General features: G+C 42.1%; 12 protein-coding genes. 5 read left to right on the top strand and 7 right to left on the bottom strand.

Annotated features, from left to right (window positions below; translation table 11 throughout):
* Positions 1 to 28: 28 nt before the first annotated feature.
* Positions 29 to 2,917 carry an RNA polymerase-associated protein RapA gene (gene rapA / locus JMY06_RS07850; protein ID WP_201617816.1) on the bottom strand — a complete coding sequence of 963 codons (2,889 nt, stop codon included), beginning with the start codon at positions 2,915 to 2,917 and terminating at the stop codon, positions 29 to 31.
* A gap of 484 nt (positions 2,918 to 3,401) precedes the next feature.
* Here rapA and JMY06_RS07845 point away from each other — a divergent pair, with 484 nt between their 5' ends.
* Entirely contained in the window at positions 3,402 to 4,343 is a 942-nt protein-coding gene (locus JMY06_RS07845) for a D-2-hydroxyacid dehydrogenase (protein WP_201617815.1), read from the top strand.
* A 30-nt stretch (positions 4,344 to 4,373) separates the two neighbouring features.
* Here JMY06_RS07845 and JMY06_RS07840 read toward each other — a convergent pair whose 3' ends face one another.
* On the bottom strand, positions 4,374 to 5,915 hold the full coding sequence (locus tag JMY06_RS07840) for a flavin-containing monooxygenase (protein ID WP_413786902.1): 1,542 nt from the start codon (positions 5,913 to 5,915) through the stop codon (positions 4,374 to 4,376).
* A gap of 136 nt (positions 5,916 to 6,051) precedes the next feature.
* A complete protein-coding gene (locus tag JMY06_RS07835) occupies positions 6,052 to 6,765 on the bottom strand; it encodes an RluA family pseudouridine synthase (RefSeq protein ID WP_201617813.1) in 714 nt (237 codons plus the stop codon).
* Positions 6,766 to 7,198: 433 nt separating this feature from the next.
* On the opposite strand from JMY06_RS07835, the gene trxA reads away from it, so the two are divergent.
* From trxA to JMY06_RS07820, 3 genes are all read left to right on the top strand, one after another.
* A complete protein-coding gene (gene trxA, locus JMY06_RS07830; protein ID WP_201617812.1) occupies positions 7,199 to 7,525 on the top strand; it encodes a thioredoxin in 327 nt (108 codons plus the stop codon).
* Between the two features lie 536 nt (positions 7,526 to 8,061).
* A complete protein-coding gene (gene rho, locus JMY06_RS07825; RefSeq protein WP_201528330.1) occupies positions 8,062 to 9,330 on the top strand; it encodes a transcription termination factor Rho in 1,269 nt (422 codons plus the stop codon).
* Positions 9,331 to 9,667: 337 nt separating this feature from the next.
* Positions 9,668 to 9,916, top strand: coding sequence for a hypothetical protein (locus JMY06_RS07820; protein ID WP_201617811.1), 249 nt, complete (start codon positions 9,668 to 9,670; stop codon positions 9,914 to 9,916).
* Between the two features lie 130 nt (positions 9,917 to 10,046).
* Here the strand turns inward: JMY06_RS07820 and JMY06_RS07815 are convergent, their stop codons facing one another.
* Positions 10,047 to 10,943, bottom strand: a complete 897-nt coding sequence (locus JMY06_RS07815) for a neutral zinc metallopeptidase (RefSeq protein WP_201617810.1) — start codon at positions 10,941 to 10,943, stop codon at positions 10,047 to 10,049.
* A 638-nt stretch (positions 10,944 to 11,581) separates the two neighbouring features.
* Here JMY06_RS07815 and JMY06_RS07810 point away from each other — a divergent pair.
* Complete coding sequence (locus JMY06_RS07810) at positions 11,582 to 11,944, top strand: hypothetical protein (protein WP_201528337.1); 363 nt, start codon at positions 11,582 to 11,584, stop codon at positions 11,942 to 11,944.
* An 85-nt stretch (positions 11,945 to 12,029) separates the two neighbouring features.
* Here the strand turns inward: JMY06_RS07810 and JMY06_RS07805 are convergent, their stop codons facing one another.
* The 3 genes from JMY06_RS07805 to JMY06_RS07795 all read right to left on the bottom strand — a co-directional run bounded on the left by JMY06_RS07805 (position 12,030) and on the right by JMY06_RS07795 (position 13,941).
* On the bottom strand, positions 12,030 to 12,467 hold the full coding sequence (locus JMY06_RS07805; RefSeq protein ID WP_201617809.1) for a BLUF domain-containing protein: 438 nt from the start codon (positions 12,465 to 12,467) through the stop codon (positions 12,030 to 12,032).
* Positions 12,468 to 12,516: 49 nt separating this feature from the next.
* Positions 12,517 to 13,026, bottom strand: coding sequence for a BLUF domain-containing protein (locus JMY06_RS07800; protein WP_201617808.1), 510 nt, complete (start codon positions 13,024 to 13,026; stop codon positions 12,517 to 12,519).
* Between the two features lie 615 nt (positions 13,027 to 13,641).
* Positions 13,642 to 13,941: an integration host factor subunit alpha gene (locus JMY06_RS07795; RefSeq protein ID WP_201528343.1), complete on the bottom strand. Its 300-nt coding sequence runs from the start codon at positions 13,939 to 13,941 to the stop codon at positions 13,642 to 13,644.
* Positions 13,942 to 13,999: the final 58 nt, after the last annotated feature.

Below are 13,999 nucleotides of genomic sequence, written 5' to 3'. Positions count from 1 at the left end.
AAAATTATTAAAATTACAGTGGTAACAATTAAGGCTTCACAGCGACAAGTACGCGAATAGAATCAGGTACTAACGACAAATTTGCTAGGGCTTGTTCGCCTTGCGCTTGCAGTTGCTCTAGACGCTCAATCTCTTCAGGACGCACGTTAGGATTAATCGTTTGCAGATGTTTGAGGCGTTTGATTTCACGTGACCATTGCTGACTAAAGCGGGCGCTTGCCTGCTCGCCGATATCGGCCAATTGCTTTTTGGCAATCTCTTCGGCTTCATAGTAGCGGCTTTCAATAACATCACCGCGTACTTTAATGACTTGCCGTGCACGATTCTTATCCAAGCGCTCAACATGCGGCATAATCATCTCCGCACTGACTCGCGCTGATAAATCACTACCCTGCTCACTGATAAAGACCCGAATGCTTTGCGTCGGTAAAGTTGAAGGTAAATTCAATATTCTTGGTGCAATGGCTTCCACACGGAAGTTAACTTCCACCATCACCATACCTTGTGGCATAGCGGCACTTTTTAGGGTGGCAACCGTAGTATTACCAAAAGTGCTGGTAGTAGCAAGCTCGTAAATTGCGCGCATAAGGGGATGTTCATGAGTAATATACTCAATATCCTCACGTTGCAGCGCCAAATCACGCTCATAAGTCAAGGTCATACCATCTTCGTCACCGAGCGGTAAACCATCGATATAGTCACTAATCTCAGTACTATCTAGCGGTGCAATCACCCATGAACCATCGCGCTGGACGCTATACTCGATATTAGCAGAGGCTAAGAAACGCTCAACGAACTGCGGCAATACATTATGGCTGTCAAAGTCATGCATCGCCTCAGCAATACGACCTGCTACCCGTGGACGGCAAGAGTTGTACTCTAATAGACGGTCACGACCTTCTTGTAGCTGGGCTTCAAGGCCCAATCGCATTTGCAGTGCATCAGCAATCACTTCTTGCAAAATCGTACGATTATCAGCCGTATCTGCGCCTTCTAATAACGGCTTAAGCGTTTGGATATATTGTTCTTGCACTGTTTGCGCCGTCGGTGAAATCTGATTAAACATATTTAGCGCACTGTTATACCAGTGGTATAAGCGCTCTTGCGCCGTACCTTGGACATAAGGGACATGCAAAGTGATTTGCTGTGTTTGTCCGATACGATCTAGGCGACCAATACGCTGCTCGAGAGTATCTGGGTTGGCAGGTAAATCCCAAAGTATCAACTGGCTAGCGAATTGGAAATTCCGCCCTTCTGAACCAATCTCCGAACATAGCAGTATCTGTGCGCCTTCGCTATCAGCAAAAAACGCCGCTGCTTGGTCACGTTCAAGTAAAGTCATTTGTTCGGTAAAGATAGCGGTTTTGATACCCGCATGGAGACGCAATACGGCCTCTAAGCTCTCAATCGTCGCGCCACTACGGGCAATCAACAATACTTTTTGATGCTTAAGCTCGCCTTTTAAAATCTCAATCAACCACGGTACGCGTGGGTCGTCTTCTAACCAGCCGCCATCGGGTTGATTTTCTTCACCCCATAGCTGTTCACGTAGCTTGCCTATGGTCTGATAGCTGTTTTGCCAAATATCCGGTAACGGTAGTGGATAGGGCTGACTGCTACGCCCATGAAAGCCTTTGACACTCTCGCGGGTGTTACGGAATAAGACGCGACCAGTACCATGCCGATCAAGCAACTCATTCAGCGCATAAGTACGCAGCTTCTCGTCTTCATTAATGGTGGCCAACTCATCAGCGCTGACCCCTAACAGACTGGTCAAGGCCGAGATTTGCGCCGCACTGAGTGGTTTATCGTCTATCAAAATACCAGCAACAGCTGCAGTTTCTGCAAATGCTTCTTGACCGCTGATAAATTCGTCCAAATCATCAAAGCGATCCGCATCAAGTAGACGCAAACGCGCAAAATGGCTCTGAGTACCCAACTGCTCAGGGGTTGCCGTTAGTAGCATAACTCCGGGCGTTTCTTCCGCAAAGTCCGCAATCAAATCATATTTATCATTGCCGCCGCGCTCTTCATCCCAATGCAGATGATGCGCTTCATCAACCACTAATAAATCAAAACCCGCTTCCATCGCTTGATCATATAAATCAGGATGGTCAAGCAATAAATCCATACCGGCAATCATACATTGCTCGGTCAGGAATACGTTTTGTTCGGGGTCATGTTCTTTGATAGCAGCCGTACGTACCAAATCAAACAGCGCAAAATTAAGGTTAAAGCGGCGACGCAGCTCAATCATCCACTGATATTGCAAACTATCAGGCACTAAGATTAGAACGCGCTCAGCCTTACCCGTTAGTAGTTGCTGATGGATGATAAGACCGGCTTCAATGGTTTTGCCCAGTCCTACTTCATCAGCAAGCAACACCCGTGGGGCAATACGTTTGCCTACTTCATGAGCGATATAAAGTTGATGCTCGATAATATTAACGCGCGCGCCCATCAAACCTTTTAACGGATGACTTGCCAGCGCTGATTGCATACGTAGCAAATCTTGGCGCAACTCGTACCAATCACCACGCTCAATACGTCCAGCCAGCAAGCGTTCAAGCGGTTTTGCTAAAGTAATATTAGCAGCAAGACGGGTCTCCATGATTCCCTTATCACTGCCTTCGACACTGTACTTAAGTACCCCCATCACCTCATCGACAGCGGTGACCTTATAGCTATTGCCTTGTTGGTCGCTAATGCTATCGCCAACTTTGAACACCACGCGCGATAACGGTGCAGAGCTTTTTGCATAGACACGGGTTTCTTCACTTTGAGGAAATAAGATATGCACACAGCGGTCGTCTAAATCGATGACCACGCCTAAGCCCAATTCGGACTCAGTATCAGATAAATAACGTTGGCCAACGGCGAATTCGGTACTGTGCAATGATGCGGCAGAGATAGTCATAGGGCGATGTCTTTTTGTACTCAGATGATAAAAAAATATACGGTAACAGCTACTGGTCTGGGCGTGAGCAGCAGAGGCGCAGTGTCACCTTATTTAAGCGGGCATCACTAATTCAGTGATGAGTGCATTTGTTACGCTAATAATAAAATAATTAAGCTTATCTATTATATAGCGTTAGCAGCTAGATGCGTGCGATAAGTTGACTTTTCAAGAGCTTATTTATTGGCAGTAAAGCTGCGAGGTAAGTAAGATTTCATAATGTATGGAATCATTAATGTAACCTTTCCTACTCTAGTATTTTTTGTTTTAAGCCACTCATGCTACATTAAGCTAGTAATATCAGGATAAACAACGGCTATTCTGATAAGTATTATAAATAACTTGAGTCTTTTTATTGAGACTGATGCACTTAAAATAAATACCCTATCCATTTAAACAGCATCGACTTCAGTAACAAACAAACAACCAATAATAAGGAATAACTATGCAAGCAGTATTTTTAGATAAAGGCACATTTTCTGAGGGCATCGATCTGCCAGCGCCAACCGGCGTTAGTGACTATATTACTTATCAGGACACGCCTCCAGACTCAAAGACCATCATCGAACGTTGCCAAAACGCTGATATTATCATCACTAATAAAGTTCAAATTACCGCTGAAGTCATCGCTAAGCTTCCTAAGCTTAAACTGATTCAACTGACTGCCACCGGCATGAATAATGTCGATCAGGATGCTTGTGCCGAACATGATATTACCTTATATAACGTCGCTGGTTACGCAGTAAAAAGTGTTCCTGAGCACACCTTTATGTTGATGCTGAACGCGATGCGCGCCGGTATTTATTATCATCAAAAAGTCGTTGATGGTTCATGGCGTGAAAATGGTAATTTTTGTCTGCTTGATATTCCACTCATAGACTTAGAAGATAAAACGCTGGGCATTATCGGAGTAGGTACAATTGGTAAGCGCGTGAGTGAGATCGCTACCGCTTTCGGTATGAAAGTATTATGGGCGGAGCATCAAGGACGGTCGCCGCGTAATGAGGATTATACCGCCTTTGATGAGGTACTCGCTAACGCTGACGTGATTAGCTTACATTGCCCACTAAATGAGCACACCCAGCATTTAATTAATAAAGACACCTTAGCAAAAATGGCTAAGAAACCATTAATTGTTAATGTAGCGCGTGGTGGTATTGTCGATAGTCAAGCGCTCACAGATGCTATTAATAATGAACAGATTATTGGCTATGGCAGCGATGTTTTTGAGCAAGAACCTATTGCAGCCGACGATCCGTTATTAACTATTAGCGATAATCCGCGCGTTATTTTTAGCCCGCATAATGCTTGGGGAAGCAAAAGTGCCCAAGAGACTCTATGGCAAATTTTAAGTAAACAAGTAGCAGACTTTATTCATAAAAGTTAAGTTGATAAGGGATAAGTTAATCAACAAAGCTTAACGCGTGAAGCGTAGCCAATCATCATTCATTTTACGGTATTTGAGCATAATTCGATCGCGCAGATAATTATTGGTCACTTGCCATGGATAGCGGTCACCTTGTTTTGGTAGCTCATCTTTGGCACGGCGAACATAACCTGCTGTTAGCGCTCCAAGTACCGTATCAGGCTGCACTTGCACTTCTTCTTGCTCTGTTTGAGCCTGCGCATATACTTCCTGATAGCCATGCTTATCCATATAATTCAACAAACGAATCAAATATTGACAAGCCAAGTCAATCTTCAGTGTCCATGAGGCATTGGTATAGCCAAACAGTACCGCCATATTGGGCACACCCTCGAGCAGAACTGCCTTATAAGTCATACATGAACCCACATCAATAGGCTGTCCATCAACGTATAACGCTGCACCGCCGAGCATTTGTAGCTTAAGTCCCGTTGCCGTCACAATAATATCGGCATTTAAATGCTTACCAGACATCAGCGCAATGCCCGACTCTGTAAAGTGGCTAATCTGATCGGTGACCACGTCTGCTCGCGCACCAGTTAAAGCGATAAATAAATCACTATCAGGCACCGCACATAGGCGCTCATCCCATGGATTATAGCTAGGCATAAAGTGCGCAATATCAACATTGCTGCCTTTTAGCTCTTTTTTTACGCCGTGTTTTAACAAGGCTTTCATTACTTTCGGCGCATGAGTAGCGGCTTGATAGATCCCTTGCTGAAACATCACATTGCGCATGCGTAGCAGAGTATAAGCCTGCCCTTTTGACAAAGGTGAAAACTTACCTGACAGCCACTCTAGCGCATAATCATCACCCGGCACACTGGCTACATAAGTCGGTGAGCGTTGCAACATAGTGACGTGACGGGCACATTGGGCACTATTTTCATCGACCAGTGCCGGCACTAAGGTCATGGCAGTCGCACCGCTACCAATAACCACCACTTTTTTATCATCATAATCCACATCATGCCAATGTTGCGGATGCACGATATCGCCTCGAAATAGCTCTTCGCCTTCGAAATGCGGGCGGTGTCCAGCATCATAATCGTAATAACCAGTCGCCCCAACGACAAAACTTGCCGTTAAAGTAGATACCTCACCACTGGCATGATTTTTGACCATCGCTGTCCATTGTTTATTGACACTTGACCATGAAAGCTGCTGAACCTCATGCTGATAACGAATATGCTCAGCAACATTAAACTCGCGTGCCGTAGCGGCAATATAGCTTTTAATATCCGCGCCTTTTGCCAGCATCTTATGATCTAGCCAAGGGCGAAAGCCATAACCAAACGTCAAGGCATCAGAGTCCGAGCGAATACCAGGATAAGTAAATAAATCCCATGTACCGCCTAGGTCAGCCCGTTTCTCTAGCACCACGAAGCGCTCGGTAACTTTATTATTGCGGCGTTTATTTGCTTTTCTTGCTCTTTTTACTTTTTTTGCGCTGCTACTTTGCTGCAAACGGCTCGCCATACCAACGCCAGAGATACCAGCACCGATAATTAACACGTCATAATCAGCAGCGATGCTAGCTTGAGGTTTTGAGCGTCTTGTTCGACTCTTAATAGCGTTTTTAGTAGAGGTAATGCCAATCATAGTATTATCCTTTTTTAGTGCAAGGTTATAGCTCGTAGACTGTAGCTCATCTTTTTTAACTTATGTTTTAAAAAGGCACTGGACTTTCCCAATCCATCCAAGCACCAAGTACTGGATGCTTAAGGCGCAGCTGCTGCGCATGTAAATTAAGTCGTGGAGCAATATCTAACGCACTGCCTTCAGCATAAATGGGATCACCAATAATGACATGACCGCAGTGCACCATATGTACTCGCAGCTGATGGCTGCGTCCGGTCACAGGCTTGAGCGCCACTCGTGTTACTGGTTGTCCCTCGCAGGTTTCATAGGCGAGTACTTTATAATGCGTTAATGCGTTTTTATGCCAATCATGGTCAACGATATGACGCGGTTTGGTTGCTGGCTCATATCGCACCGGTACCGATATTTTACCTCTATTTCCAACGCTTTCCCATTTACCAAAAACCCGCGCTTGATAGGTCTTTTGCGGCAAGCGCTCAATGAATTGTTTACTGATATTGGTTTGCGCAGCAGCGTTTTTAGCAAAAATTAGCAACCCTGAGGTATCCATATCAAGACGGTGAATCAGCTTAACCTTGGGATTGGCACGCTCAAGCCGCGATAACAAGCTGACCTTAAGCGTTTTGCCCTCCACACTAAGTAGCCCCGCTGGCTTATCTACTACCCAAATATCATCATCTTCATAAACCGTAACCTGTTGCGCAAACGCTTGAAAAAACTCAGCGGGGTACTCAGTTTCTTGTAGGTTTAGAGCGCCGATAGTGACATCATTAAAAGGCATAGGAATTACTACTTATGTGGTTTATTTAGGTTTATTTTTTAGCTATCGTTTTCGAATTTTTGGTTTTTTCAGTTATTGATATTTTAAACTCTCGATGATTTGTACGCTTACATTTTTAAACTAAGATAACGCCAACATACATTTAAGTGAGACAGGTTATGTTAATAGTATGTGATAACTATCATAGCTACTGCACAATTTGTTGAGTTATGTTTTGATTTATTATACTAATAATGGTTGTTAAGTAATTTAACGTGCCTGTGTCTGTTAAGGCGCGGCAAACATGTTAATATAATCGCATATATTCATTCATTCCTAATTCTTTTTTAGCAGTCAATACATAAGCAATTAGATGAAGTAAGCGTTTAGACCTTTTCTAAAGAACAGCTCATAATTGACTGACGACAGAGATGACACAACAAGAGAGAAAATTATGTCAGACCTTATTGTTAATACTACTGATGCCGACTTTGACCAAGACGTTCTACAAGCAGATGTGCCAGTCTTAGTAGATTTTTGGGCAACTTGGTGCGGACCTTGTAAAGCTATCGCTCCTATTTTAGAAGATTTGGCTACTGAATACCAAGATAAAGTAAAAATTGTTAAAGTCGATGTGGATAACAACCCACAAGCAGCGAGCCGATTTGGTATTCGTAATATTCCTACTTTATTTGTCTTTAAAGGTGGCGAAAAAGTAGATTCAGTAATGGGCTTACAACCAAAAGCTGAGTTGGCTAAAGTACTAGATAAACACTTATAAGTAGCTGCTATTAAGTACGCTATAAACTAAGTAAGCTATAAATACTGTACTCACCAAAATTAGTCATAATTGGCCATTATCTGTACAAGATAATGGCCTTTTTTATTATTTTAGGATGGGAAAGCAATTTATACGACTTTTTTGGCAAAAATAATTGACAAGTCCAATGTTAAAACCGTATAGTCTTCTGACAAGAGAAACATAACCGTTTTCCTGAGCGTCTTGTCGCTGTTCTCCTCGTGTTTATCAATACAGAACACAAATATCTTTATTGAACACAATAACTGAATAAAATTACCAAACACAATTACTGATACTGAGCTCTTTTCACAGACTCTTAAGTAGCCTTCTTTATATTCACTTTTTGTCATCCTGCCATAATGTTGTGCAGCTGGTGATAACCTGATATACAACCAATTAACGCTACCTGAAATTCAACTCCGTGCACACACCCTATCCTATCGTTATTTTAATCAATATCGCGGGCTGTGCTGCTAATGGCAGTTCTCACCCGATCAATTGCTAATGACTTACCTATGAATCTAACTGAATTAAAGAAAAAATCAATCGCTGAGCTGTTGTCTATCGCTAAAGAAATGGGTCTTGATAATATGGCGCGTAGCCGTAAACAAGACATTATTTTTGCGATTCTAAAAACGCATGCTCGTAATGGCGAAGCTATCTATGGGGATGGCGTACTGGAAGTGCTACCGGATGGTTTTGGCTTTTTGCGCTCATCCGAAGGCTCTTATTTAGCCGGTCCTGATGATATTTATGTCAGCCCCAGCCAAATTCGCCGTTTTAGTCTTAAGACGGGTGACAGCATTGCGGGCACTATCCGTCCGCCAAAAGACTCCGAACGCTATTTTGCGCTATTGAAAGTTGGTGAAATCAACTTTGATACGCCAGACCGCTCACGCCATAAACTTATTTTTGAAAACTTAACCCCACTATTCCCAACTGAGCATCTTAAATTAGAGCTTGGTAACGGGACTACTGAGGATTTGACGGGTCGTATCATCGACCTAATTGCTCCTATCGGTAAAGGTCAGCGCTCTATTATTGTCGCGCCGCCAAAAGCAGGTAAGACCATGCTGCTACAAACCATCGCTCAATCCATCACCCGTAACAATCCTGAGTGTTATTTGATTGTACTACTGATTGATGAACGCCCAGAAGAGGTGACCGAAATGGTACGGACGGTACGTGGTGAAGTGGTTGCCTCGACCTTTGATGAGCCGCCCCAGCGTCACGTACAAGTAGCCGATATGGTTATCGAAAAAGCCAAGCGTCTGGTAGAACATAAGCAAGATGTGGTTATCTTACTAGATTCGATTACCCGACTTGCTCGTGCTTATAACACCGTTATTCCCTCGTCAGGTAAAGTACTGACCGGTGGTCTTGATGCCAATGCCCTTGAGCGTCCAAAGCGCTTTTTCGGTGCTGCACGTAACGTCGAGGAAGGTGGTAGTTTAACCATTATTGCCAGTGCCCTTATTGATACCGGTAGTAAAATGGATAGCGTTATCTTTGAAGAATTCAAAGGTACGGGTAACCAAGAAATTACCCTTGAGCGTGATCTGGCCGAAAAACGCGTTTTCCCAGCGATTAATATCAAAAAATCAGGTACTCGCCGCGAAGAGCGTCTGCTTGATGAAGATAAGCTACGCAAAGTATGGATTTTACGTAAATTACTACAACCGATGGACGGCGTACAAGCGACTGAATTCTTACTCGATCGCTTAAAAGAAGCTAAAACGAATGATGAATTTTTTGAGCAAATGAAGCGTAAATCACAAAATTAATCTGCGCTTAGAGCTTGTTCTATAAGAAGATCGCCTCATGGTGGTCTTTTTTTCGCTTATATTTATATCCATAGCAAGCTTGAAAACAGTTAGCTTACTCTGATACTAAATACAAGAATACAAAGTGAACGCACTACCAATGATACAGAGTGGCAACATCTCTTACATCTTATTTGCAAAGCTTAGCGTTTCTACTACGTCCAGAAGGTTAGAAACAGGCTAATATTAGGCATGGTATAAATACACTTTGTTAAAGTACTGTTAATAAGATAAATAGTACTAAAGGTGACGTATTTTAATTTTGATGACTTAACTTGATGAACTAATAGGTGATAATATGAAATTTGCTAAAACTATCGCAATGACTGCCATTACTAGCTCTGCTCTTATCATGGGTGGCTGTAACTCAACTGGTGGATATGGACACAACGGCAATTTGAGCAATACTGCTAAAGGCGCGGCCGCTGGCGCAGCCGCTGGTGCTCTTATCAAAAGTGGCAGCGACAGCAAAGGCATTGCTCGTGGCGCACTCGGTGGTGCTGCACTCGGTGGCGCAGGTGCTTATATTCTCGACAATAACAGATAAGAACTAAACCACCATTATAACTCAAATCTAGATTTGTTTATAATGCTTAAAACTAAAAAAGCCTACAATCTGGATTGTAGGCTTTTTTAGTTTTAAGCATTATAGCCATTTTGAACCTTTAAAGCCTCAACTATAAAGCCCCGCTAAAGGTATCACAAGACTGTACGCTCCCACTTTCTAAACCACGCGTGAACCACTGAATCCGCTGTTGACTGGTACCATGAGTAAAGCTATCTGGCGTTACAGTACGGCCACTAGCCTGCGCAAGACGATCATCACCAATTTGTCCAGCAGCATTAATTGCTTCATCGACATCACCAGCTTCTAAAAAACCGCCAGCCACTAATGATTCATTACGGTTTGCCCAAACCCCAGCGAAGCAATCGGCCTGTAACTCTTGCATTACGGATAATTTATTCGCCTGTACCCGCGTTACCTGACGACTAGCTTCGTTCACTTGCTGAGTGATACCTAAAAGGGTTTGTACATGATGGCCAACCTCATGCGAGATAACATAAGCTTGGGCAAAATCGCCAGCTTTACCTCGATTTTCGGCATCGCCTGAGCCTTGCTGATCGCCGCTAATACCAAAGCTTTGACGCATCTCTACAAAAAATGAGGTGTCCAAATATACGGTTTGGTCACTTGGGCAATAAAATGGCCCTGTCGCTGAGGTGGCACTGCCACATGCCGACCTAACCTGTCCATCAAAAAGAACCAATGAAGGTTCTTGATAAGTCTGTCCACCCTCATTAAACACCTGATGCCAAACGGCCTCGGTATCGGCCAACACAACTTTGACGAACCGAGTATCGCGACTGTCATCGGTTGCAGGTTGAGTTGTGCTGTTACCACCTACCCCGCCAGCCATCACTTGACCAGTCTGTAGGGCCGTCATCGGATTGACCCCAAATACTAGCCACAAAATACCGGCAATGATAATACCACCGATGCCACCACCGATCATTTTGCCACCGCCACTACTCGTACGTACGTTAGAGCTACCTTGTCTACCTTGCCATTTCATATTTTTTCCTTAAGCATGCACAATTTACTATTATTAACGAAAATAGTTTAAAAAACCAATCGAATAACATCAGTTTTTTTAACCTTATAGTAGCTATAGGCTATATTATTGCCCTATTTAATATCATTAATTTCTTGTATTAGGTCGTTCTTATTAAATTATTGTTATTAGGGGACATACGTCCTGACACCTTTGAGAAGTTCCTAGGGTTTGTTGTTAATATTCCTATAAATAGCTTTTTAAGCTAATAGAAACCATCTGTCTATGAGATGTATATTACTCAAATTTAGTTGTCTAGCAAACATCACTTAATAGCTCATTCAATATTCTAATGGAAAAAATATTATTCTCATCCCAAATTATACTTGGCTTTAACTTAGGCATTCTCGTTTATTATATGGATTATGTCTTCGTATGTTGTGTTGAAATTCATATGAAAATGCTGCTGTTGATTATTAATTACTACTTTATTGTTACTTAATCGTATAAGCTCTTTTCATTTCAAATGAAAAGGTATAGAATACTTGAAAGCTGAGTAGCTGCGACTAAGACAAGTTGACTTTCGAAAAACGAAAAATATTGAAAGCTCAACCTTTTGTCGTAGTTACTGCTCATTTCATTTTTTGGAGAATACTTATATGAAACTTAAATTACTTGCACTTACTGGTATCATGGCTGCATCTATGGGCTTAACTGCTTGTGATAGCAACAAAGAAAACGCTGCTGAAGATTTATCTGACGCGCAAGAAAACGTGCAAGATGCTTCAGAAGAGCTAAACGACGCTGATGCAGGCGTACCTACTGCTGATGCTGAAACTGCTGTTGCCGATGCTGAATCAGCTATTGCTGATGCACAAGTTGCTACTGGTACTGACGAAATGGACGCTGAAGTTCCTGTTGATAGCACTACAACCAACTTGGATATGGCTAATGATACTGACACTGATGCCGCTAACGCAGCTGACGAAGTTGTTGTTATTGAAGGTGAGCCAGCTCAGTAAGTTTTATTGTTTATACAATAAACCCCTATTGTAGTGAAAAAAAGAGAGCCTGTGCTCTCTTTTTTTATGCCTGTAATCCTACCTATTATATTTGTTGAATACTAAGTTCACTCATCAAATCTCGTGCTGATCCTGCACTTAGTAAGTATGGATTAAAATCGATAGTAGTAGAGTATTTAAGATAGATCGCCGCATTTTCTTTGGTTGGGGGTACATAATTCATCGACCATTTCGGCCACTCTCTATACTCCAGTTCACGAGTTTCAAGTAGTTGTAAATCATGATGTCGCTGATCTGCAATTAGACTATACAACAAACGATTAATCTGCGCTCTCGACCCTTCAATGGTTTGCAGAAAAATACTATTATTGAAAATCAGTATGCCGGTAATGCCGTTGGTAGCATTGTTATCTTGGGCCTGCTGCAGAATTTCACCCAGTTCTTTAGGCGACATATCTTGGTTTGCGCGGCTAACATATGTCATGCTCACTAAAATATGAGCATCTGAAGTGGTTTGTGCCATATATTGTCTCTCGCATAAATTATATTGAGTTTAGTCGGCTGCTTAAAAACTAAGACTTTTTCATCTCAAATGCATATTTCTCTCGTTGCCCTTGAAGTTCCGATAGTGTGTCAATAAACATCATTATTTGAGAGGTACTCATTAGATAAGGATTAAAGTCAGTGCCTGCTGAGAACTTAAGCACATATTCTATATCCTGATCGCCGAGAGTTAAATATTTCATTGACCACTTATTCCAACGCCGCTGCTCAACTTCACGACATTCAATAACTTGCAACGAAAAATGTCGATCATCCTTAACTAATTCTCGTAATAGCTCATTAATGATAGGTCTTGCGCCCTCGATACTCTGGAGAAAATAGTTTTCATTAATCACCAATACCCCAGTAATACCTTTGCGCTCATTGTTTCGTTGCGCTTGCTCGAGAATACGCGCGACTTCGATATTTGCATTACTGGTGTTATAACGACTAATATAAGTTAAACGTAGGATAATACGCTCGCCATCGTGCATGTTTAAGTTGTCTTCTTCTGAAAGCCCAGCCAGTTCTAGTTCCATATAGTACTCCGATTGGTTGGCTAAATTTTAATTGAACGCTATAGCCACATAAATGACTACGATGAAATTGACAAAAATAAAAGTATCCAAGTTAGCATTTAATCGTTTTAGAGAATTCATCAATATCGAATGATAGGCAACTGCCAGTATAGCTCTGAGTTTTTTGTGCTAAAGCTAACAAGACTAACTTTGGCATTTCATAATTAACATTAGATGCTTTACGATTGAAATAATGTCCTATAGAAGTAATCAAGAAGTCCAATGCGCTGACTTTTCATGGTAACACACCTAGATTTTGACTTTTAATCTCTTCTCGAACCAAATCACAGCCTCTAAATACATTACTATTGTTCATTTCTTAAACTCAATGCGTACAACTAGGCGAGCACTACCATAACGATATGCTACGTAAATGAAGTTTTATGCTCTGAGCCCTAAACAGCTCAGCACTAATTCTCTAAGCCTTTATTAAAAACGCTTGTTGTAGATCGAAAAAGAAACGTTCAATATTCTCTGGACTATCAGCTTAGATTAGTTATGACTTAATATGTGAGTGAGCACATAATATTTTGATAGACAAAGATCCATCAGCTCGCTGATTGTCATAGTTAATGATTAAATGTCAAATAAACGCTCATCAACCTTTTGGCGGAACTTCTGTCCTGTTTTAAACGTCACCACGCGGCGCGCAGAAACATCCACAGGCTCACCCGTCTTTGGGTTACGACCTGGACGGCTGTTTTTATCTTTAAGCTCAAAGTTACCAAAGCCTGAGAGTTTGACCTCTTTTCCATCGATTAAGCTTTCTGATAATTCATCAAAAAAACTCTCAACCAAACAGCGCCCTTCTTGACGGGTGAGGTTAAGCTGATGCATTAAATGCTCAATCATGTCAGATTTAGTTAAGGTACTCACAGTACGACTCCTTTGCTATGTCGTGATGGCGGGCTATCATTATTTAACAGTATGACAT

The organism is Psychrobacter urativorans, assembly GCF_904846675.1.
Taxonomy (GTDB): Bacteria; Pseudomonadota; Gammaproteobacteria; order Pseudomonadales; family Moraxellaceae; genus Psychrobacter; species Psychrobacter urativorans_B.
This window is presented reverse-complemented; position numbering and strand designations above follow the sequence as displayed.

What these genes read in the sequence shown, in the direction of transcription:
- JMY06_RS07845 (WP_201617815.1), top strand. Translation starts at nt 3,402, where the DNA reads ATGCAAGCAGTATTTTTAGATAAAGGCACATTTTCTGAGGGCATCGAT.
- rho (WP_201528330.1), top strand. Translation starts at nt 8,062, where the DNA reads ATGAATCTAACTGAATTAAAGAAAAAATCAATCGCTGAGCTGTTGTCT.
- JMY06_RS07835 (WP_201617813.1), bottom strand. Translation starts at nt 6,765, where the DNA reads ATGCCTTTTAATGATGTCACTATCGGCGCTCTAAACCTACAAGAAACT.
- rapA (WP_201617816.1), bottom strand. Translation starts at nt 2,917, where the DNA reads ATGACTATCTCTGCCGCATCATTGCACAGTACCGAATTCGCCGTTGGC.
- JMY06_RS07810 (WP_201528337.1), top strand. Translation starts at nt 11,582, where the DNA reads ATGAAACTTAAATTACTTGCACTTACTGGTATCATGGCTGCATCTATG.
- trxA (WP_201617812.1), top strand. Translation starts at nt 7,199, where the DNA reads ATGTCAGACCTTATTGTTAATACTACTGATGCCGACTTTGACCAAGAC.
- JMY06_RS07820 (WP_201617811.1), top strand. Translation starts at nt 9,668, where the DNA reads ATGAAATTTGCTAAAACTATCGCAATGACTGCCATTACTAGCTCTGCT.
- JMY06_RS07815 (WP_201617810.1), bottom strand. Translation starts at nt 10,943, where the DNA reads ATGAAATGGCAAGGTAGACAAGGTAGCTCTAACGTACGTACGAGTAGT.
- JMY06_RS07800 (WP_201617808.1), bottom strand. Translation starts at nt 13,026, where the DNA reads ATGGAACTAGAACTGGCTGGGCTTTCAGAAGAAGACAACTTAAACATG.
- JMY06_RS07805 (WP_201617809.1), bottom strand. Translation starts at nt 12,467, where the DNA reads ATGGCACAAACCACTTCAGATGCTCATATTTTAGTGAGCATGACATAT.